This window comes from Klebsiella ornithinolytica, from assembly GCF_030505655.1.
Lineage (GTDB): Bacteria > Pseudomonadota > Gammaproteobacteria > Enterobacterales > Enterobacteriaceae > Klebsiella > Klebsiella ornithinolytica.
The window spans coordinates 2608941-2628556 of sequence record NZ_CP130153.1 but is presented as its reverse complement, the minus strand read 5'-3'; the positions used below and the strand labels follow the sequence as shown (position 1 = coordinate 2628556).

General features: G+C 55.4%; 19 protein-coding genes. 10 read left to right on the top strand and 9 right to left on the bottom strand.

What is annotated here, in order from left to right; genetic code table 11:
- The first annotated feature begins 63 nt into the window (after positions 1-63).
- The 3 genes from Q1L34_RS12485 to Q1L34_RS12475 are packed head-to-tail and all read left to right on the top strand — an operon-like array spanning position 64 to position 2797.
- Positions 64-1257, top strand: a complete 1194-nt coding sequence (locus Q1L34_RS12485) for an MFS transporter (protein ID WP_325989717.1) — start codon at positions 64-66, stop codon at positions 1255-1257.
- Positions 1258-1270: 13 nt separating this feature from the next.
- Positions 1271-2299 carry an alpha/beta hydrolase gene (locus Q1L34_RS12480; protein WP_032717502.1) on the top strand — a complete coding sequence of 343 codons (1029 nt, stop codon included), beginning with the start codon at positions 1271-1273 and terminating at the stop codon, positions 2297-2299.
- 48 nt (positions 2300-2347) lie between these two features.
- On the top strand, positions 2348-2797 hold the full coding sequence (locus tag Q1L34_RS12475) for a cyclophilin-like fold protein (RefSeq protein WP_004862353.1): 450 nt from the start codon (positions 2348-2350) through the stop codon (positions 2795-2797).
- A gap of 1 nt (position 2798) precedes the next feature.
- Here the strand turns inward: Q1L34_RS12475 and Q1L34_RS12470 are convergent, their stop codons facing one another.
- On the bottom strand, positions 2799-3575 hold the full coding sequence (locus Q1L34_RS12470) for an arylamine N-acetyltransferase family protein (protein WP_004862355.1): 777 nt from the start codon (positions 3573-3575) through the stop codon (positions 2799-2801).
- A gap of 38 nt (positions 3576-3613) precedes the next feature.
- Between Q1L34_RS12470 and Q1L34_RS12465 the strand changes: the two genes are divergently transcribed.
- Positions 3614-5110 carry an aminotransferase-like domain-containing protein gene (locus Q1L34_RS12465; RefSeq protein ID WP_015584262.1) on the top strand — a complete coding sequence of 499 codons (1497 nt, stop codon included), beginning with the start codon at positions 3614-3616 and terminating at the stop codon, positions 5108-5110.
- 233 nt (positions 5111-5343) lie between these two features.
- On the opposite strand, the gene Q1L34_RS12460 is transcribed toward Q1L34_RS12465, so the two are convergent.
- Positions 5344-5850, bottom strand: coding sequence for an anti-virulence regulator CigR family protein (locus tag Q1L34_RS12460; protein ID WP_015584261.1), 507 nt, complete (start codon positions 5848-5850; stop codon positions 5344-5346).
- A gap of 241 nt (positions 5851-6091) precedes the next feature.
- Here Q1L34_RS12460 and Q1L34_RS12455 point away from each other — a divergent pair, with 241 nt between their 5' ends.
- Positions 6092-6640: a GNAT family N-acetyltransferase gene (locus Q1L34_RS12455; RefSeq protein WP_004862362.1), complete on the top strand. Its 549-nt coding sequence runs from the start codon at positions 6092-6094 to the stop codon at positions 6638-6640.
- A 103-nt stretch (positions 6641-6743) separates the two neighbouring features.
- Here Q1L34_RS12455 and Q1L34_RS12450 read toward each other — a convergent pair whose 3' ends face one another.
- Positions 6744-7325: a cytochrome b/b6 domain-containing protein gene (locus Q1L34_RS12450; RefSeq protein WP_004862365.1), complete on the bottom strand. Its 582-nt coding sequence runs from the start codon at positions 7323-7325 to the stop codon at positions 6744-6746.
- A 366-nt stretch (positions 7326-7691) separates the two neighbouring features.
- Here Q1L34_RS12450 and Q1L34_RS12445 point away from each other — a divergent pair, with 366 nt between their 5' ends.
- Both Q1L34_RS12445 and Q1L34_RS12440 read left to right on the top strand, forming a co-directional pair.
- The gene (locus Q1L34_RS12445) at positions 7692-8471 is read left to right on the top strand and encodes a MerR family transcriptional regulator (RefSeq protein WP_015584260.1); all 780 of its coding nucleotides are present in this window, start codon (positions 7692-7694) and stop codon (positions 8469-8471) included.
- 217 nt (positions 8472-8688) lie between these two features.
- Entirely contained in the window at positions 8689-9648 is a 960-nt protein-coding gene (locus tag Q1L34_RS12440; RefSeq protein WP_004862370.1) for a YbgA family protein, read from the top strand.
- Between the two features lie 56 nt (positions 9649-9704).
- On the opposite strand, the gene Q1L34_RS12435 is transcribed toward Q1L34_RS12440, so the two are convergent.
- The 4 genes from Q1L34_RS12435 to Q1L34_RS12420 form a co-directional block, all read right to left on the bottom strand.
- Entirely contained in the window at positions 9705-10268 is a 564-nt protein-coding gene (locus Q1L34_RS12435) for a YagU family protein (RefSeq protein ID WP_004862371.1), read from the bottom strand.
- Positions 10269-10672: 404 nt separating this feature from the next.
- The gene (locus Q1L34_RS12430; RefSeq protein WP_004862374.1) at positions 10673-11008 is read right to left on the bottom strand and encodes a TonB family protein; all 336 of its coding nucleotides are present in this window, start codon (positions 11006-11008) and stop codon (positions 10673-10675) included.
- A 147-nt stretch (positions 11009-11155) separates the two neighbouring features.
- On the bottom strand, positions 11156-11584 hold the full coding sequence (locus Q1L34_RS12425; RefSeq protein ID WP_044351101.1) for a glycine zipper 2TM domain-containing protein: 429 nt from the start codon (positions 11582-11584) through the stop codon (positions 11156-11158).
- A gap of 78 nt (positions 11585-11662) precedes the next feature.
- Positions 11663-12034 carry a Spy/CpxP family protein refolding chaperone gene (locus Q1L34_RS12420; RefSeq protein WP_044351110.1) on the bottom strand — a complete coding sequence of 124 codons (372 nt, stop codon included), beginning with the start codon at positions 12032-12034 and terminating at the stop codon, positions 11663-11665.
- Positions 12035-12106: 72 nt separating this feature from the next.
- Between Q1L34_RS12420 and Q1L34_RS12415 the strand changes: the two genes are divergently transcribed.
- Positions 12107-12346: a hypothetical protein gene (locus Q1L34_RS12415; RefSeq protein WP_327204541.1), complete on the top strand. Its 240-nt coding sequence runs from the start codon at positions 12107-12109 to the stop codon at positions 12344-12346.
- 184 nt (positions 12347-12530) lie between these two features.
- On the opposite strand, the gene Q1L34_RS12410 is transcribed toward Q1L34_RS12415, so the two are convergent.
- Positions 12531-13595 carry a LacI family DNA-binding transcriptional regulator gene (locus Q1L34_RS12410; RefSeq protein ID WP_004862380.1) on the bottom strand — a complete coding sequence of 355 codons (1065 nt, stop codon included), beginning with the start codon at positions 13593-13595 and terminating at the stop codon, positions 12531-12533.
- A gap of 220 nt (positions 13596-13815) precedes the next feature.
- Between Q1L34_RS12410 and Q1L34_RS12405 the strand changes: the two genes are divergently transcribed.
- Positions 13816-16923, top strand: coding sequence for a beta-galactosidase (locus tag Q1L34_RS12405; protein WP_325958171.1), 3108 nt, complete (start codon positions 13816-13818; stop codon positions 16921-16923).
- A 185-nt stretch (positions 16924-17108) separates the two neighbouring features.
- Positions 17109-18374, top strand: coding sequence for an MFS transporter (locus Q1L34_RS12400; RefSeq protein WP_004862386.1), 1266 nt, complete (start codon positions 17109-17111; stop codon positions 18372-18374).
- A gap of 42 nt (positions 18375-18416) precedes the next feature.
- On the opposite strand, the gene Q1L34_RS12395 is transcribed toward Q1L34_RS12400, so the two are convergent.
- On the bottom strand, positions 18417-19517 hold the full coding sequence (locus Q1L34_RS12395; protein ID WP_004862388.1) for an AAA family ATPase: 1101 nt from the start codon (positions 19515-19517) through the stop codon (positions 18417-18419).
- Positions 19518-19616: the final 99 nt, after the last annotated feature.

Genomic DNA, 19616 nt, shown 5'->3' with positions numbered 1-19616 from the left:
TGAATAGCGTCCGGCCCCGGCTTGCCTGAATTCAGCCGGGTCGATATTCAGAGGTAGCCGTTTATGTCCACACTCAGTCATGAAAATTCACATCACCAGGAGCGCGCATACTGGAGCGGTGTGCTGGCGATGACGCTCTGCGTCTTTGTGCTTATCGCCTCAGAATTTATGCCTGTTAGCCTGCTGACGCCCATCGCGGCCGACCTCAGGGTGAGTGAAGGGCTGGCTGGACAGGGGATCGCCATTTCCGGGGCGCTGGCGGTGTTGACCAGCCTGTCTCTTTCGACTCTTGCCGGGAATCTGAATCGTAAATATCTGCTGCTGGGCATGACGGCATTAATGGCTTTATCGGCAACTATGGTCGCCCTGTCCCCCAGCTACCTGATTTATATGACGGGTCGCGCCCTGATTGGCATTGCGATCGGTGGCTTCTGGTCGATGTCTGCCGCCACTGCGCTGCGTCTGGTGCCACGGCGCCGGGTCCCTCACGCATTAGCTATTTTCAATGGCGGTAATGCCCTGGCAACCGTTATCGCGGCACCGCTCGGCAGTTATCTCGGCGCCGTAATGGGCTGGCGCGGAGCGTTCCTCTGCCTTGTTCCGGTAGCGATCGCCGCCTTCATCTGGCAGTGCTTCAGCCTCCCCGCGATGGCCCCCGACAACAACAGGCAGCCCGGGCGTTCTGCTTTTCATCTGCTCTCCCGTCCCGTTGTTGCCGTTGGCCTGCTAGCCTGCGGGCTGTTCTTTATGGGGCAGTTCTCGTTATTCACCTACGTACGGCCGTTTCTTGAAACCGTCACCCGGGTGGATATCAGCGCCTTATCGCTCATTTTGCTGACCATCGGGATAGCGGGTTTTATTGGCACGCTGGTGATCAGTCATTTTTTAAAGCGGGGCCTTTATTCAACGCTTGCAGCCATCTCTTCACTCATGGCTGTCGTCGCCGTGACGCTCATACTCACGGGCCAACACCTCTGGTTTGTCGTGCCGCTACTGGGGTTCTGGGGACTGATGGCGACAGCTGCACCAACCGGATGGTGGGCCTGGGTCGCGCGTACGCTGCCTGATGATGCCGAAGCCGGCGGCGGCCTGATGGTCGCGGCGATCCAGCTTTCTATCGCCCTGGGTTCCACGCTTGGCGGCCTGGCGTTTGATCACACCGGCTGGCAGAGCACTTTTGCGCTGAGTAGCGGGCTGCTGATTGTCGCTGCGGGGTTAACCATTCTGACATCACGTAAAACACACCACTCACAATAGAGGATAAAACTCCATGAAAAATATGACGCTGGCGCTGGGGCTGTTAATCAGCTCGTTTGCCGCCTCTGCGGCGGATATGTCAAAAGGCGCCGACAACTTTTATAAAAGCGATAAGGTTATCCAGCAAAAGGTGACGTTTAAAAACCAGTACCAGATGAGCGTTGTAGGCAATTTATTTATTCCGAAAACGCTGGATCAGAATGTCAAAAATCCGGCAATTATTGTCGGACATCCGATGGGGGCGGTAAAAGAGCAAAGCTCGAATCTGTATGCGCAAAAACTGGCGGATCGGGGCTTTGTGACGCTGGCAATCGATCTCTCCTTTTGGGGTGAAAGTGAAGGTAAACCGGGTCATCTGATTTCGCCGGAAATATATTCTGATGACTTCAGCGCGGCAGTTGATTACCTCAGTAGCCAGCCGTACGTTGATCCTGAGAATATCGGCGTGCTGGGGATTTGTGGCAGCGGCAGCTTTGTTATCAGCGCGGCCAAAATTGACCCCAGGATGAAAGCGATTGCCACTGTCAGCATGTATGACATGGGCTCGGCTTTCCGCAATGGCCTGAATCATTCCCAGACGCCAGAGCAACGTCAGTCCTTCATCCAGTCGGCCATCGAACAGCGACAGGCCGAATTTAACGGTGCAGAGAAGGCATATATTCCGGGGACCGTAAACAAGCTGGATGACGCCACACCGGCCATACAGCGTGAGTTTTTTGATTTCTATCGTACAGCGCGAGGCGGCTATACCCCGCAGGGCGAGAAAGAGGCGCTGACCACCAAACCGCTGTTAAGCAGCATTGGCAAATTTATGAATTTCTATCCATTCAACGATATTGAAACCATTGCCCCGCGCCCAATGCTGTTTATTACCGGCGCCAATGCGCATTCAAAAGAGTTTAGCGAGGATGCCTATGCGCGCGCAGCTCAACCGAAAGAGCTCTATATCGTTGCTGGTGCAGGCCATGTCGATCTGTACGACCGAACGGATCTGATCCCTTTTGCGAAGCTGACGTCATTCTTTAAAACCAATCTGAAATAGTGCTACCCGCCGCTCCCATAAAGGGAGCGGAAAATTTACAGGAGAGCCATGTTGAATAAACCGTTAGCGCTGTTATTTGTCCTGGTTAATCATTGTGTGTTTCCCGTTTATGCCGGGGGTGCTGTTCCGTCAGGTAAGGAGAAGCCGATGATTGTGAAATTGACCCTCCATCAACAGAGTTACGACGTTGAGCTTGCTGATAATCCGACAGCGAAGGCGTTTATCAAACAGCTGCCGTTAACGCTGACGATGCAGGAGCTTAACGGCAATGAGAAATTCGCTGACTTACCCCATCCTTTACCCCCCAATCCCATCCGCCCTGAAACCCTCTATCAGGGGGATCTCATGTTATACGGTGGTCATACTGTTGTTCTTTTTTACGAGACCTTTCGCACATCCTACAGCTATACGCCGATCGGCAAGGTCGTTGCGGCGAATAAGCTGCAAGATGCCGTTGGGCGCGGTAACATTAAAGTCAGCTTCTCGATGATGAAATAGCTTAAACCTGAACGGTCTGCACAAGCGCGAAACGGTTTTCCAGCGCATGCGCAATTTCGTCTTCTGTCAGCCACTGCTTTTCTACCCTGTCTGCAGTAATGGTCTTAAGCATATTGCCCAGCAGAATATAGCGCCCCTCGGGTCGATGCTGGATGACAAGCAGCTTTTGTACAAAGACCGCATCGGGGTGCGTGGAGTTAAGGTAATTAGCCGGAACAAAATCAATCCATTCCTGAGGCGACAGGTCAAAACCGTATTGATCGCACCAGTCTCCGTCAACCATGGCCTGAAGCAGATAGTCTCCACTCGCATCGCGACTCAGCCGGAACGTATCAAAATCCTGAATGATGTCCGTATCCAGTTCATCTAAGGCCAGCGGCGCGCGGATACCGTAGCTACCAAACCCAAGGTCGCACAGCCATTGACGGCCATCAACTTCGGCAATGACCGCCATATGGGTTTTAGGCCGGCGCGCGGGATAGAACATTGGCCGCGCCGCGACAAAACGGTAGGTTATACCCAGCGTCTCCAGCGCCATCGTAAACAGTCCGTTGAGTTCATAGCAGTAGCCGCCCCGGCTCTGTTGTAATAATTTGTTGGCAATATCATCAGGCTCCATCGAAACGATTTTACCTGCCTGTACGTCCAGATTCTCAAAGGGGAGCGCAAAGAGCTGGTGGCGCATGAGCGCCTGTAGCGTGGCGGTATCGGCAGCCGCAGGCCCGCTATAGCCTATGCGCCGGAAGTAGAGGGAAAGATCAAAATTGTCGCTGTGCATGGGACTTCCTTGGCTGGTTTGTGTTGCCCACACTATAGATGGCGCCTCGTATCGCCTGTATAGTCAGATTTATCAAAAATCAGACTATACAGATTACGATGTCCGACCCGTCCCCGCCGACTCCCCACTATCGCCGAATAGCCGAATTGCTGCGGCTGACGCTGACTTCAGGCGCTTTGCGCACAGGAGATCGGATTATTTCCGCGCGTAAACTGGCCGAGCGCGAGCAGGTCAGCCTTCCCACGGCGCTGGAGGCCCTACGTTATCTTGAGGCGGAGGGGCTGATTATCGCGCGACCACGCTCAGGTTACTTTGTCCACCAGATCATCTCCGCCGGGGAGAGGCCGGGCACCGCCTCTTTACCCGTCCCCGTGCCGGTAACCATGTCCGCAATAGCCCGCTCATTGTTCGGGAGCGCCGAGGCGCGCCTGGTCCCGCTTGGCGCCGCGCTACCGGATCCCGCCTGGCTTCCCGTAGATACTCTGCAAAGGGCATTGCAGACTGCAGGTCGTCGGCTTGATGCGCGCGGGCAGAGCTACAGCCTGCCCCCGGGGAGAGCAGACCTGCGCAGAAAGATTGCCGCGCGCGCGGCACAGTGGGGAGCACTTTTTGGCGCGGATGACCTTATCATTACCGCAGGGGCAACCCAGGCGCTACGCCTGGCTCTCCGCGCCGTGTGCCAACCGGGTGATGCCGTGGCAATTGAGCAGCCTGCCTACTTCGGCACGCTCCTGCTGTTGGAGGATCTGGGCCTGAAGGCATTACAGATCCCCACTGACCCTGTTGAAGGTTTACTGTTGGCGCCGCTTGAAGAAGCCCTTCAGCGCCACCGTCCTGCGGCCGTTCTTGCCTCACCCACGGTGCAGAATCCGTTAGGTGCCAGCATGCCCGTCGCGCGCAAGCGGGATCTGGTGGCCCTGCTTGCCGGCATGGGCATCCCTTTAATTGAGGACGATGTGTATGGCGATCTGGCCGGGGATGCGCAGCGTCCGCCTGCGTGTAAAGCCTTCGACAGGTGCGGAAATGTTATTTATTGCAGCTCACTGTCTAAGACCCTGGCGCCGGGCTGGAGAATCGGCTGGATTGCAGCCGGACGCTATCACTCAACGGTATTGCAGGCCCGAATGGCCGGAGAGTGGGCCGGCGCGCCGCTGATTGAAGCCGCGGCGAGCGAGCTCCTGGCAAGTGGTGATTATGACAGGCATCTGCGGCAGCTGAAGCTCCGCATTGCGCAAGGGATGCAGGCTATCATCGCACAGGTTGAAACAAGCTTCCCACCGGGCACGCGGGTAGCCGCTCCAGAAGCCGGTTTTCTGATTTGGGTAAAGCTTCCGTCAAAGATAGATGCGCTGGAGGTACATCGTCGCGCACTCGCCCTTGGCATTGGCGTCAGTCCGGGACCGTTGTTTTCCCCGGGGGCGGCAGAACTGCAAAACTTCCTGCGCTTGAACGGTGCCAATGAACCCACCCGCCATCTTTTGAAGGCTGTGGAACAACTCGGTCGCTTGTGCCACGACCTGGCCTCGGGACATTGACAGCGGATATTTCTGGGGTCAGCCCATCCACCTTATGATCGGGTCTGCGGGTAAATAATGGCCCGGGTCACGATACCCGCCTTGTGCCAGAGGCAGACGTTACCGGGATATTCCCGTTAAGCCAATGAGGACAAAATCAGCCGCTCGTAAGACGCTTCGCCCTGGCTGCCCTTTGCTGTTTCGCGGATAAAAAAGCCCCGCATTTGCGGGGCCTCAGAGCAAACGGTTTACCGTTAGTCAAAAACACCATTAATGATTGATGTAACGATGGCCGTACTTAATGCGACCAGCACCAAATCATGGCCCACCGCACGCCATTCATATCCTGGATAATAGGGTAAATCGTTAATCATGGATGCCGGGAGCGTTTTCTTCGCAATCCCCGGAGGCAATGGCTTGCCCCGGACTAAATTCCTGGCGATACCCGGAGGGAGCGCCTTATAACCCACCAGACCATAATTTACTGCCAGGGAGCGCGCCCGCGAGAAGCTGATATCGGAGTCAACATGGTCTGGTTTCCCATAGTTCTTGCGGTTGCCATGATCCTCAGCCGATTTCCCCTGGCCCTGGTTGCTATGGTCTCCGCTGTTGCCATGATTGCCGCTGTTCCCGTGGTTCCCCCCGCCATTGCCATGCCCACCGCCGTTTCCGTTTCCTGGGTTGGCATAAACCGGCGCAGCAAGAACAACAAGAGATATAACCGCCGCAAGTGCAGTTTTGAGAGTGCGACGCTTAAACATGATAACTGTTCCTTAAGATTACGTTGACACTTAAAACATATGACAAAGCTATACCCTTAACAATTTCATGTTTTCTTATTTTTGGATGATTCTGCAGCCATCATCAATTCCCATCGATATTTCAGCAGATAAACCGGGCATCATTAACCGGAGAGATGTTCAGCGTTTTCGAAAGGCATTGAGGCAATCCCTGGATGAATGTTAGTTTAGGCACAAACTTATCCCGGCGACTTATCCCATCATGATCGTAGCGACGACTTCACGACTTTTTATTCGTTCTTTTAAAGAAAAAGATGCCCTGCCGCTGCTGGAATACCTGTCTTCCCCTCGCGTGCCCTGTTTTCAGGATGAAAAGCTCAATTCCATTGCGCAAGCCAAGGAAGACGTCATCAAAAGGGCCAGTGACGCAAGCCAGTTTGCAGTTTGCCTCAAGGAAAGCGATCGGCTCATCGGGCACCTGTTTGCCGACAACGACGAAGAGCCGGACCACAATACCTGGTCCGTGGGCTGGCATTTTAATCAACGTTATGAGGGTCAGGGCTTTGCGACGGAAGCCGTTTCCGCGCTTTTTCACTATCTGTTTACGGCGAAAGAAGCCCGCCGTTTGTATGCCTATGTTGAAGACTACAATCAGGCCTCTCAGAAACTTTGTGAACGTCTTCAGATGCGCCAGGAAGGCTGTTTTAAAGAGTTTGTTTCGTTTGTGACCGCCAGCGGCGAACGACGATATGACAATACCTGTATTTATGCTCTTCTGAAGAAAGAATGGAATTTACAATATAAGCCGTAAATATTGATGCGCAATTCACGTCTCGCACATGGCCACCAGGTAAAATCCTGACGGCGTTTTTTGTCGGGCACAATAATGAAGCCCCTTTCTCGCGGTAACATGATTATTCAGTCACGGGATTATTCCTTTGGCTGCGGACTTTCAGGAAAATATGCAGTAATCCCATTGCGCCGTGGGCCCAGAAATATGTCTCAATAAATACGGTCAGGAATTTATGCAAGCCCAGGACATCATGTGCCAACGCAGAGGATGGACCAAGCGCTGTATTCAGCACAAACCAGAGCCCGCCACACAGAGCCACGCCCAGCAGTGCCAGAACCCCCAGCCCCTGAATAAATGCCGCCACTCCCCCGGCATGCGCGTCAGGAAGACGTAATGAAATCAGCGTCTTGAAATCGACAACCATGCCGCGAAAATCGAGCTTCAGCCAGGCAAAATAGTAATGAAAACCACGCTGTGTCAGCATCCAGATAAGCATCACAATCCCCAGAGCAATCAATGTAAATCCGGAGATAACGTGAAACCAGGTCACGAACCCAGCCAGGTTAACCTCGCCGAGGGCCTCACTTTCAGTGAAGTCAGAGTTAATAATCTGCAATAAAACCAATATCGCGACGCTGATATGTAGCGCGCGAAAAAAAGGGGTATCGCGGTGAGGAAGCGCCTGACATAACCGGTCTTTCATGATTTAACCACTTTGTTTACGGGAAAGTTAATTTCATCAGTATCGTTGCGGTTAATTAACGAAACCTTAAAGCCGCAGTGAAATTATCAATTTATTCCATTTCAGGATCCGCGCAAGCGCCTGCGGTTGTTCGCGGAGACCGATAACCGACGGGCGCCCGGAATCGACAGTAACGCGGTGGCGGGAAGCGGAATTTAACGTCATCGCGAACGTTGAAATAACGCCGTTCGGCGGCATGAGCGGAACCTGATGTCATCTGCGCAATCGCGGCGACCGCGCAGGGCAACGCGGGCGTCGGTCATTTAACATTTACCCGGTAATAATTCATAGTATATTGGGACTTTTCTCTCTTAGCAGGTCTCCTTCATGTCTTACTCCATCGGTGAATTTGCCCGGCTTTGCGGGATCAACCCCACTACGCTTCGCGCCTGGCAGCGCCGATATGGCCTGCTCAAACCGCGGCGTACAGAGGGTGGACACCGTCTGTACAGTGATGATGATGTTCAGCTGGCGCTCAAAATTCTCGACTGGATTCAAAAAGGGGTTCCCGTCAGCCAGGTGAAACCTCTGCTGGATAGCCCCGTCGCGGGGCGGACTGACAACTGGTCAAGCCTGCAGGAAACCATGCTGCAGCGGCTTAAAGAGGGGAAAATCGACGCCCTGCGCCAGCTAATCTACGATGCAGGCCGCGAGTCCCCGCGCCCGGAGCTGGTTACGAAAGTACTGCGTCCGCTGCGCGGTAAACTGTCTGCCCGCATCCCGACAATGATGACGCTGCGCGAAATTCTCGACGGGATCATTATCGCCTATACCTCATTTTGCCTCGAAGGCGATAAAAAAGCGCCGGGAGATAACTGGCTGATAGCCGGCTGGCATCTCTCCGACCCCTGCGAAATCTGGCTGGAGGCCCTCGCCCGTACCGGCCAGGGCCAGCGTATCGATCTCCTTCCCGTCCCGCCGGCGGCTCTGGCGCCCGAGGTTTTCCCGCAGCGAAACTGGCTGCTGGTCACCTCCGGAACACTGACCGCTGCCCGCAAAAAACAGATCGCATGCTGGCGGCAGCAGGTCAGCGCCCTCGACGTTATCTCCCTTTCCTCCGGCGATATCTCGCCGGACGCGACCGCCGATACCAGTCAAAGAGATTGAGTCCTCCGGACTTTAGTACATCGCCTGACGGAAAAGGACCGATGAAAACCGTTAAATATAACCACTTGAATTAAATAGATAATAATAAATATCCTCGCTAATACTTGGACAAATATTAGTTATTGTGTAAGTTTTAAGTATGTGGAGACGTCGCGCGGGCCGGCAACCGGCGGTCCCCCTGTTCTTCCTACAACCAATGCACTAAGAGGATGGCACCATGAACACGCAACCCGCAGTCGGCATCAGCGCATGTTTAACCGGCTCAGCCGTACGCTTTGACGGCGGGCATAAACGTATGGGCTTTGTCATGGACGAACTGGCGGATTGGGTCGCCTTCAAACCCGTCTGTCCGGAGATGGCCATCGGCCTGCCCGCTCCTCGCCCGGCCCTTCGTCTGGTGCAAACCAACGAAGGAGCCATTGAGATGCGTTTTAGCCAAACGCCCCACGATGATGTGACGGAGAAAATGGCCGAATTTAGCGCCTCATTTCTCCCCCGCGTGGACGCCCTCTCTGGCTTTGTTGTCTGTGCTAAATCGCCCAGCTGCGGTATGGAGCGCGTACGGCTGTATGACGAAAATGGTCACCGTGGGCGTAAAGAGGGAGTGGGTCTTTTCACGCAGCAATTGCTGATGCACTACCCGTGGCTGCCCGTAGAAGAGGATGGCCGCCTGCACGATCCGGTGCTGCGGGAGAACTTTGTTGAGCGCGTTTTCGCTCTGCACCAGTTAACTACCCTGCGAGCGCAGGGACTTAGCCGCCGTGCGCTCCTGGATTTCCATAGCCAGTACAAACTGCAGCTGCTGGCGCACGACCAGGCGGGCTATCGCGAAATTGGGCCTTTCGTTGCCTCCCTTCACCAGTGGGAAGATCTGGATGCCTTCTTTGTCGCTTATCGCGCGAAGCTGATGGCGATTCTTAAACAACCCGCTTCGCGGAAAAACCATACCAACGTGCTGATGCATATCCAGGGCTACTTTCGCGATCGGCTCAATAGTCGTCAGCGCGGCGAACTTCGCGAGGTGATCCTCAACTATCGCGCCGGTTTGCTGCCAATACTCGCGCCGATGACATTGCTCAAACATTATCTGGGCGAATTTCCAGACCGCTATTTGCTGACGCAAAACTACTTTAATCCCTATCCCCAGGATTTAGGTCTGCGCCTGAGACTCCTCTGATGACGTAAAACGGGCCCGCCGTCGCGAGCCCGTCATTGCCATCGCTTTTCCGGCAATTATCTGAACGGTGAATTCAGCGGAACTTCAGCATCAGGTTCATGAGTGATACGGTTTCGCAGATCGCGGCGGATCATCTCTATCGCCCAGAACCAGAAAATATGCCCGACCAGTTCCGAAATATATTCATCGGCGGGGATATTAAGCAGAGAAGGCGTCAGACCTAATAAAGGGAAAGAGATCCAGTGAACGGCGATAGTAGCAACAATACCCGCCCATACCCCCTGCCATAATTTTACTTTGGGGAAAACTTCTGCCACCACGCAATAGCCAATGGCAAATACCAGCGAGAAAATAATATGCGTCACCATCACCGGATTGATGATGTGCTCTGAGAAGGTATAAACGGTGTGAGTAGGATCAATCCCCAGGTAATCACGTAAAAAAAGATAGGGTGGATTAAATTCATCCCTGCCGCCGGAGAAAGTACGGGGCGGTAACGGAACTTCAGCCCCCCACTTCACAAATGCCGACATAATACCCGCAATGATCCCAACGCCTGTTGCCACGCCATAACGCCGGCGCCCGGGTTCCGTTTGTGCAAAGAAGTCCTTGATAGCCATCGATTACCACCTGATTATTTTTAGAATGAATACATTAGCTATGTTTAATGTTACTCACGACCGGCCATATTGATCGCGATCACACTTTTGTCTATGAGAACAATTTTTATTCGTATCTCTTTGCTCGTCAGGTCAATGCGTTACCTTCTCTCGGCATACGTTTCTCGCCGGCAAAAATCGTCATTAACCCTGTTCTTAGCGCAAAATAGCGGCAAACTAACGCACGTTACCATGAAGAGGCGTCGGGGAGTCCAGCCGTTCAGGCACGGTCATGCCCCCTGCTTTGCCATCGCTGTCCCGGCACGCAGATGTTTTACTGAATGACGAAGGACGGCCAACAGCAAAGAGATACTGAACGATTGCCGGGTGAATCCAGAGCAGAGAGATCGGCTGCCGAATTAGCGTTATCCGGCATTGTTTAATTTAAAGCGGATGGTTTTGGTCATCCCCTTATAGGGCTTATTGCTCTCAAAGCGCCATTTTGCCGCGGCGGAAATGACGGCATCATCGAATAGATGCTGTGGTTCAGAGGTGAGTATCCACATTTTCTCCACTTTACCGTTCGCCCCGACATCAAAACGGATCGTCACTTCCCCGTCGAGATGGTTGGCCAGAGCGTAATAGGGATAATCGGGTAGCGTGGAGACAAGCTGTTGAGGCGCAACGCCTTTCATCTGGCTGGTACAGGCTGATATCAGGCAGCAGCCGGCAAACAGAAATGCCCGGGATAGTTTCATCATCAGCTTCCATATTGATAATAATTCTCAATACTATCACAGACGGCTGATGTTGCGCGGTTTTTTTCCTCTGCTTGTGAGCAGTGAAGGCGCAACCGACAGGCGGTAAAGAGAGAGGCCGCCTGCGTTTATCCGCTGGCGGCCTGTGCGTTAAACGGATTTATCGACGTTGGTATTTGTACCGGAGGTCAGGATACGAACTTTGTCGCCTTTATTGAAGGTCAGTTGACCATCATACGGCTGCAGCACCTGGATTAGCTGGCCAGATTGCGTTTTGATCGTCAGTTCGATCTGCCGGGCGGCCTGGCGCTGCGTTTGCCGGTGATGCGACGCGCTGGCTCCGGCAACCGCCCCCACCGCCGTCATCGCCGTTTGCCCGCTCCCGTTACCAAACTGGTGGCCGATGGCCCCGCCAACCGCGCCGGCGGCAAGCGTTCGCAGCGGTTGGTTACGGGCCTGGCTGGTGATGATTTGACTTTGTTGCACAACGCCGTAATCCACCACGGTTTTACTCCCCGCAAAGCCGGGCTGGCTGGTAAAGGCGAGAAAGCTGAGAGCGATGAACAGGAATCTCTTCATAATGGCTCATTTTTCGTTCTGTCGCGGGTGATGCGATCCTGCAAAAAGAGAATCCCGCCATTGCTGGCGGGTTTGCAATTAATTCAGCGCTTGCTGGAGATCTTTTTTAACCTGGGTACGCTGTTCCGGCGTCAGCACCTGGTTGACGCCAAAATAGTATTTCACGCGGTAGTAACGTACCTGCTGATCTAACTGTCCAAAAGCGGCCAGCTGTTGCTTCACTTTCGCTTCATCCCACTTGCCGGACTGGATCACATCGATCAGCGCGCCATCTTTGAAACCTTCGATTTTGATATTGTTGACGTTAGTTTCAAACTCCTGATGCAGGCCCTTAATTTTTGTCACCTGATCGTTACTCAGCTTAAGGTGCTGCACCACCGGGTCCTGAGAAACCGGCGGGACTTCGTTAGCGGTGGCTGCCTGTGCGGCCATGGAGAAACCCGCGGTCATCGCCACGGCAAGCAGGGTGTTACGGAAAAGTTTATTCACAATCAATTATCCTTAATGTGCAAAAGAAGAGATTTGATTATTGCTCTCAAAATGAAAGCCTTCTGTAACAAAGAGTTAAATTTAAATTTGGACAATAATCCGCTGGTGATTGCGCCATTTCTATCGGCACAGAGAGCTGGATGGCCGCCCCTCTTCAGCAGCATTTTATGCTGGGTAAGAAACTACAACCCGCGAGAGCCGCCGCACCACCACCCTGAAAAACAGCGTATTTATTCTGTTGGCTGCGCGCTTAATGCGCAACTGGCGGAATAAAGCAAAATTCCGCTAGCTGATGCGGGAATAGCGGCAAAAAAAACCGCCAGATAGCTGGCGGTGAATAAATGCTTGCATGGATAGATTGTGTTTTGCATTTTACGTAGAGGCATTTTCCCTCTCCTTCTACGCCTGGCCATACGCTAGCATAGTTATCTTCAATGAAAGTTAAACCGACATCTGCTTACAGTTTATCCACCAGCGCTTTGAGCTGCGCAATCAGCGGATCGCGCGGATACTCCCCCTCACGAGGCCAGGTTGACTGACGGACAATCAACCGGGTGGGAAGCAGTTCGCGGATCGGCACCTGCGGCGCCGCCATCTGCTGGATCAGCAGCTCCACCGCCCGTTTCCCCAGCAAATCGAAGTTTTGCGCCACGGTCGTCAGCGGCGGCTGAAAGTAAAGACTGTCCGCCGTATCGTCGTAGCCGGTGACCGAAACGGCGCTGTTACCGGTACGATTAAGCTGCGCCAGCGCGCTAAGTACCCCTAATGCCATCTGGTCATTGGCCACGACGATGGCGCTGAGCCGCGGCTGCAGGTGGAGCAGTTCAAAGGTTTTCTGCCAGCCGCTGGCGGCGCTCCAGTCGCCGAAAACCGTCACGGCCTGGCTTACGCCCAGGCGATGCAATGTCTCCCGCCAGCTACCGAGGCGCATCCGGGCAGAGACCGAGCTTTCCGGACCGGCCAGCAGGCCAAATTCGCGATGGCCGAGTTCCCAGAGATGCCGAACGCAGGCGCCGCAGCCGTCACGATGATCAAAGCGCACGCAGGAGACTTCGGTCTCCGGCGACACATCAAGAAACAGACAGGCGATATCGGGATTTTCCTTCACCAGCCGTTCCGCGATGCTGCTCTCCAGCGGCAGGCTGATAATCGCGCCGCGTATATGCTGAGCACGAAACTCATCCAACCGGGTCTGCAGAGAAGCGTAATCGCTGCGTTCAGGCATGGCGATGGACACTTCCAGCTGATGAGCCCCGGCATGGCTTTTTACCGCCGAGGCGATTTGCGACGGCGCGTGTAGCGTCAGTGACGCCGTAATCAGCCCGATTGAAGGTGCGGCTTTCCCCGCCAGCAGCTGCGCCGATCGGTTGGGCACATAATGCAGCGCCTGCATCGCGCGGATCACTTTCTCGCGAGTCCGCGCGGAGACGACATCGGGACGATTCAGCACCCGGGAGACCGTTTGCTGTGAAACGCCGGCCTCGTGTGCCACATCGTCTAAGGTTGCTGAACGCCGCTGCATAATCCCCCCTGTCTGCGCAAAACTCGTCTGATTACGTTAAATGTCGTCCGCTAACATTTTATGTCTAACTGACGACAAAAATCAGCTCTGATTCTGCAGTTTCGTGATCGTGAGTCGGTTTCATTTTCGCCATTATTGCGGCCTGATAGAAAATATCTGATAACAACATCATCCTTGTCTAGCGAATGACATTTTTTCCACTTATCCGTCAGGTATGCCTATGCAACAACATGACTCAAACGCGGTTCGCTCGTTGACGTTTCAGGACGTGCTGGCCCGTGAAGACTGGCAAAATCAGACCATTACTCACCTTAATCGCTTAGCGGCTCACCCCACGTTTGCCAGTTGGCGATCGCTCGACGACGCCCGGGACAACCGCCCTTCCGACCGCCTCCGCCTGCTCGACGGGCAGTGGCAATTTTGCTGGGCACCCAGCCCGTTTGCCGTCGATGGCCGCTGGATCGAGCGCGATCTCGACACCAGCCGCAGCACGCCGGTGCCCTCTAACTGGCAGATGGAAGGCTACGATGCGCCGATCTATACCAACGTCCGTTATCCCATTGATACGACGCCGCCGCGGGTCCCGGAAGAGAACCCGACCGGCCTGTACTCGCTCAACGTCACCCTGGAGCAACACTGGCTGGCCGATGGCCTGACGCAGATTGTTTTCGACGGCGTTAACTCGGCGTTTCACCTGTGGTGTAACGGCGTGTGGGTCGGTTACTCCCAGGATAGCCGGCTGCCGGCTGCTTTCGACCTGACCCCCTATCTGCGGGCGGGAGAAAACCGCCTGTGTGTGATGGTCATGCGCTGGAGCGCGGGCAGCTGGCTGGAAGATCAGGATATGTGGCGCATGAGCGGGATTTTCCGCTCGGTGTGGCTGCTGAACAAACCAAAGCAGCACCTCAGCGACGTGCAGATTTCCCCGCAGCTGGATGCGCTGTATCGCGACGGCGAACTACAGGTCAATCTGGCCATCTCCGCCGCTGATGAGCAGCTGGCCGGGCTGGAGGCTGAAGTCAGTCTGTGGGACGGCGAGCAGCTGATTGCCCGCCGGCGCCAGCGGCCAGGTTCTGCGCCAGTTGATGAACGGGGCCATTATGCCGAACGGGCAACGCTGGTCCTGGCGGTGGAAAAACCGCGGCAATGGAGCGCGGAAACGCCCCACTGCTATCGCACCGTGGTTGCCCTGTGGCGCGGCGAAGATCTGGTTGAAGCTGAAGCCTGGGACATCGGCTTTCGCCGGGTGGAGATCGGCAACGGCCTGCTGCTGCTCAACGGCAAACCGCTGCTGATCCGCGGAGTGAACCGCCATGAGCACCACCACCAGCGCGGCCAGGTGGTGACCGAAGAGGATATGCTGCAGGACATTCTGCTGATGAAGCAGAATAACTTTAACGCCGTGCGCTGTTCGCACTATCCCAACGCCGCACGCTGGTATGAACTGTGTAACCGCTACGGCCTGTACGTGGTCGATGAGGCGAACATCGAAACCCATGGCATGGTGCCAATGAACCGCCTGTCCGACGATCCTGCCTGGCTGCCGGCCTACAGCGCTCGCGTCACCCGGATGCTGCAAAGCCACCGTAACCATCCGTCGATTATTATCTGGTCACTGGGGAACGAGTCCGGCTGCGGTGCGAACCATGAAGCCATGTATCACTGGCTGAAACGTGAAGATCCTACGCGGCCGGTCCAGTACGAAGGCGGCGGCGCCGACAGCACGGCGACCGATATTATCTGCCCGATGTACGCTCGCGTGGAACGCGATCAGCTGATTCCCGCCGTGCCCAAATGGGGCATTAAAAAGTGGATCGGCCTGCCCGGTGAACAGCGACCGCTGATTCTCTGCGAATACGCGCACGCGATGGGCAACAGCCTCGGTAATTTTGCCGATTACTGGCAGGCCTTCCGGGAATATCCGCGCCTGCAGGGCGGCTTTATCTGGGACTGGGCGGATCAGGCAATTGAAAAGACCTTCGAGGACGGCAGCGTAGGCTGGGCCTATGGCGGGGATTTTGGCGACACGCCAAACGATCGGCAGTTCTGCATGAACGGGCTGGTGTTCCCGGATCGTCGCCCTCATCCTTCGCTGATTGAAGCGAAACATGCCCAGCAATATTTCCAGTTTTCCCTGCTGGCGCACTCCCCGCTGCGGGTCAGCGTTGTCAGCGAATACCTGTTCCGTGCCAGCGATAATGAAGTGCTGAACTGGCAGGTGCAGTCCGCCGGTGAAACCGTCGCCAGCGGCAGCCTGACGCTGAACCTCGCGCCGCAGGGCGAGGAAGATTTTACCTTGTGCGACCAGCTGACCCTGCCGGCAGGCGCCAGGGAGGTCTGGCTGACGCTGGAAGTTGTCCAGCCGCAGGCGACGACGTGGTCTGACGCCGGGCACCGCGTGGCCTGGGCGCAGTTCGCCCTCGCCGCCCCGCTGGCCTTACCCGCGCCCGCCGCCGTCGGCCCGGCTCCAGAGCTGACCGTCGATGATGAGACCTTCAGCGTCCGCCAGGGATCTCAGCAATGGATTATCGATCGTCAGAGCGGTCTGTTAACTCATTGGCTGGCGGAAGGCATAGAGCAGCTGCTGTCTCCGCTGCGCGACCAGTTCGTTCGCGCTCCGCTGGACAACGATATCGGCGTCAGTGAAACGGATCGTATCGACCCCAACGCCTGGGTTGAACGCTGGAAAAGCGCCGGACTCTATGCGCTCGACGCGCGCTGCGTTGACTGTACCGCGCAGCGCCTGGCACATGAGATCATCATCGACAGCCGCTGGCACTATCTGCGCGGCGATGAAGTGGTCATCGTCAGTCAGTGGCGGATGACCTTTGATAGCGATGGCCATCTGCATCTGGCGGTGAGCGGAGAGCGGGCCGGCACGCTGCCGCCGCTGCCGCGCGTGGGCCTTCACTTCCAGGTCCCGGACCAGCGGTCGCCGGTCTCCTGGCTCGGCTACGGGCCGCATGAAAATTACCCTGACCGGAAGAGCAGCGCCTGTTTCGCCCGCTGGCAGCTTCCGTTGGAAGCGATGAGCACGCCCTATATTTTCCCGACGGAAAACGGCCTGCGCTGCGACAACAAAGCGCTGGATTGGGGGCGCTGGCACGTGACCGGTGACTTCCACTTCTCGGTTCAGCCCTACAGCACCGCGCAGCTCATGGAAACCGATCACTGGCACCGGATGACCCCGGAAAAAGGCGTCTGGATCACTCTCGACGGCGCGCATATGGGCGTCGGCGGCGACGATTCGTGGACACCAAGCGTGCTGCCGCAGTGGCTGCTGCTCGGGACCCGCTGGCAGTACCAGCTCTCGCTGTCTTTACGCTAAACCCTCAACGGGGGCTATCGCCCCCCTTTAAAACGGCTATACCCGCATATTCGGGATGCAGCGTGGCGGAAATGGACAGAATCCGCGCCGAAGGCCAGGAATGGCGAGTATCACGAAGGGAACGGCGTGCCGCCAATAACAGGCAGCTGGAATGATGACGAGTATAATAACCCTGGAACATCTCTATGAAATTCTCTGAACTGGCGCCACGCGAACGGCATAATTTTGTTTATTTCCTGCTGTTCTTTTTCTTTTACTACTTCATTATGTCGGCCTATTTCCCGTTTTTTCCGGTGTGGCTGGCGGATGTAAACCATTTAACTAAAACGGAAACCGGGATTGTCTTCTCTGCTATTTCGCTGTTTGCCATTATTTGCCAACCGATATTTGGCCTGATATCCGATAAGCTGGGACTGCGTAAACACCTGCTGTGGACCATCACCATCTTATTAATTCTGTTTGCCCCGTTCTTTATCTTTGTCTTCTCGCCGCTGCTGCAGGTCAATATTATCGCCGGGGCGCTGGTGGGGGGACTTTATCTGGGAATTGTCTTCTCCAGCGGTTCCGGCGCGGTCGAAGCCTATATTGAGCGGGTCAGTCGCGCCAACCGTTTCGAATACGGCAAGGTTCGCGTCGCTGGCTGTGTCGGCTGGGCGCTCTGCGCGTCAATCACCGGCATCTTGTTTGGTATTGATCCCAATATCACCTTCTGGATCGCCTCCGGCTTTGCGCTGGTGCTTGGGGTGCTGCTGTGGTTCTCCCGTCCGGAAAGCAGCAACAGCGCCCAGGTGATGGACGCCTTAGGGGCAAACCGTCAGGCGTTTTCTCTGCGCGTCGCCGCTGAGCTGCTGAGAATGCCGCGATTCTGGGGATTTATTATCTATGTGGTCGGCGTCGCCAGCGTCTATGACGTATTCGACCAGCAGTTTGCTAACTTTTTTAAAGGCTTTTTTGCCGATCCGCAGCGCGGAACTGAAGTCTTTGGTTTCGTCACCACCGGCGGCGAATTGCTGAATGCGCTGATCATGTTCTGCGCCCCGGCTATTGTGAACCGTATCGGGGCGAAAAATGCGCTGCTGACCGCCGGAATAATTATGTCCGTGCGTATTCTCGGCTCCTCATTCGCCACGACGGCGGTCGAGGTCGTGATCTTAAAAATGCTGCATATGTTTGAAGTTCCGTTCCTGCTGGTCGGCACCTTTAAATATATTTCCTCGGCCTTTAACCCGAAACTGTCCGCCACCCTGTTTCTGATCGGTTTTAACTTATCGAAACAGCTCTCTGGCGTGGTGCTGTCGGCATGGGTGGGCCGCATGTACGACACCGTCGGCTTCCACCAGGCTTACTTGATTCTGGGTTCGATTACCCTGGGCTTTACCGTGATCTCACTGTTCACCTTGAAAGGCAGTAAAACGCTGCTGCCGACCGCCGGCTATAACAACGCCGCGTAAACCGCAAATTAGCAGCCCGTTACGCACAACGGGCCGCTACCATTATCCGGCGGCTGCAGCTTTGATTCGCGTCTCGCCGTCGCTGTTTTCCAGCTCATATAGCCGGCTCTCGGCCTGCGAGGAGATAAGTGCCGCCAGCTCGGCAGAGTGGCTGGTCAACCAGATTTGGCTATAGCGGGAGGCCTCGACAATCAGTCTGGCCAGCGCCGGGAACATCTGCCGATGCAGGCTGTTTTCCGGTTCGTTAATTGCCAGGAATGCCGGCGGACGCGGGCTCAACAGCGCTACCGCCAGACATAAAAAACGCAGCGTGCCGTCCGACATTTCCGCCGCCAGCAGCGGGCGAAACACCCCGTTGCGCCGCATCTTAATCGAGAAACGCGAGTTTTCGTTTTCGCAGAAGAACGTGCACTCCGGAAAAGCGGCGGCCAGAATCTCGTGCAGGAGCGCTTCGGCGCCAATTTCGACAATCGTCTGAAAAGCGGCGGCAAGATTATGCCCGTCGCTGTCGAGGACCGGTGAACGATAACCTACCGTCGGATGTCGGAGCGCCGAATGTCGGCCGATATTAAATTCATGGTAGAAACGCCACTGGCGCATCGTTTCCCGGACGCGAGAAACTTCCGGGAAGCGGTGCGGCTCGCCCAGTTGACCAAAGATCGACTCGTTTTCATAAATCGTGTCGGTGAAGGTATTTTTCTCGCCGTTGACATCGAGCAGGAACGCAGCCTGATTTTTCCGCTGCAGCACCCTGGCAGAAGGTCGCCGGGAGAATCCCGCCAGCCAGATGGACTCCTCTTTGACAATCGGATCGAGCATAAACTGAGTGGGATAAGGCAGCTTTTCCGGAAAACCCACCTGGAGCTCATAGTCAAAATCCCCGGTCAGACAGGAAATTTGCAGCCGACGCGGGTGGCGCGCCGTCGGTGCCGTTCGCCCTGACCACATCACATTTTCCAGGCCGCCCTCCTCGCTGATATAGCTTGAGAACTTACCGTCCGCGGAGGCGGTTAACAGGTGAATCGCTTTGTAGATGTTGGACTTGCCGCAGCCATTCGGCCCAAATACGATATTGAGCGCGCCCAGTTCCAGTTCGATATCCCTGACCGACCTGAAATTTTGTATGCGGATATGGTGAATCATGGTGCTCCCGATGAAAAAACTCCGTGCTGCGGCAGTGGCAAACAAGGGGAATGATAACACGGTCAGGCCGGACGAAGGTCAATCGTCCGGCAAGGACGC

Coding starts and splice junctions, on each gene's coding strand:
- Q1L34_RS12485 (WP_325989717.1), top strand. CDS start 64: ATGTCCACACTCAGTCATGAAAATTCACATCACCAGGAGCGCGCATAC.
- Q1L34_RS12480 (WP_032717502.1), top strand. CDS start 1,271: ATGAAAAATATGACGCTGGCGCTGGGGCTGTTAATCAGCTCGTTTGCC.
- Q1L34_RS12475 (WP_004862353.1), top strand. CDS start 2,348: ATGTTGAATAAACCGTTAGCGCTGTTATTTGTCCTGGTTAATCATTGT.
- Q1L34_RS12470 (WP_004862355.1), bottom strand. CDS start 3,575: ATGCACAGCGACAATTTTGATCTTTCCCTCTACTTCCGGCGCATAGGC.
- Q1L34_RS12465 (WP_015584262.1), top strand. CDS start 3,614: ATGGCGCCTCGTATCGCCTGTATAGTCAGATTTATCAAAAATCAGACT.
- Q1L34_RS12460 (WP_015584261.1), bottom strand. CDS start 5,850: ATGTTTAAGCGTCGCACTCTCAAAACTGCACTTGCGGCGGTTATATCT.
- Q1L34_RS12455 (WP_004862362.1), top strand. CDS start 6,092: ATGATCGTAGCGACGACTTCACGACTTTTTATTCGTTCTTTTAAAGAA.
- Q1L34_RS12450 (WP_004862365.1), bottom strand. CDS start 7,325: ATGAAAGACCGGTTATGTCAGGCGCTTCCTCACCGCGATACCCCTTTT.
- Q1L34_RS12445 (WP_015584260.1), top strand. CDS start 7,692: ATGTCTTACTCCATCGGTGAATTTGCCCGGCTTTGCGGGATCAACCCC.
- Q1L34_RS12440 (WP_004862370.1), top strand. CDS start 8,689: ATGAACACGCAACCCGCAGTCGGCATCAGCGCATGTTTAACCGGCTCA.
- Q1L34_RS12435 (WP_004862371.1), bottom strand. CDS start 10,268: ATGGCTATCAAGGACTTCTTTGCACAAACGGAACCCGGGCGCCGGCGT.
- Q1L34_RS12430 (WP_004862374.1), bottom strand. CDS start 11,008: ATGATGAAACTATCCCGGGCATTTCTGTTTGCCGGCTGCTGCCTGATA.
- Q1L34_RS12425 (WP_044351101.1), bottom strand. CDS start 11,584: ATGAAGAGATTCCTGTTCATCGCTCTCAGCTTTCTCGCCTTTACCAGC.
- Q1L34_RS12420 (WP_044351110.1), bottom strand. CDS start 12,034: ATGACCGCGGGTTTCTCCATGGCCGCACAGGCAGCCACCGCTAACGAA.
- Q1L34_RS12410 (WP_004862380.1), bottom strand. CDS start 13,595: ATGCAGCGGCGTTCAGCAACCTTAGACGATGTGGCACACGAGGCCGGC.
- Q1L34_RS12405 (WP_325958171.1), top strand. CDS start 13,816: ATGCAACAACATGACTCAAACGCGGTTCGCTCGTTGACGTTTCAGGAC.
- Q1L34_RS12400 (WP_004862386.1), top strand. CDS start 17,109: ATGAAATTCTCTGAACTGGCGCCACGCGAACGGCATAATTTTGTTTAT.
- Q1L34_RS12395 (WP_004862388.1), bottom strand. CDS start 19,517: ATGATTCACCATATCCGCATACAAAATTTCAGGTCGGTCAGGGATATC.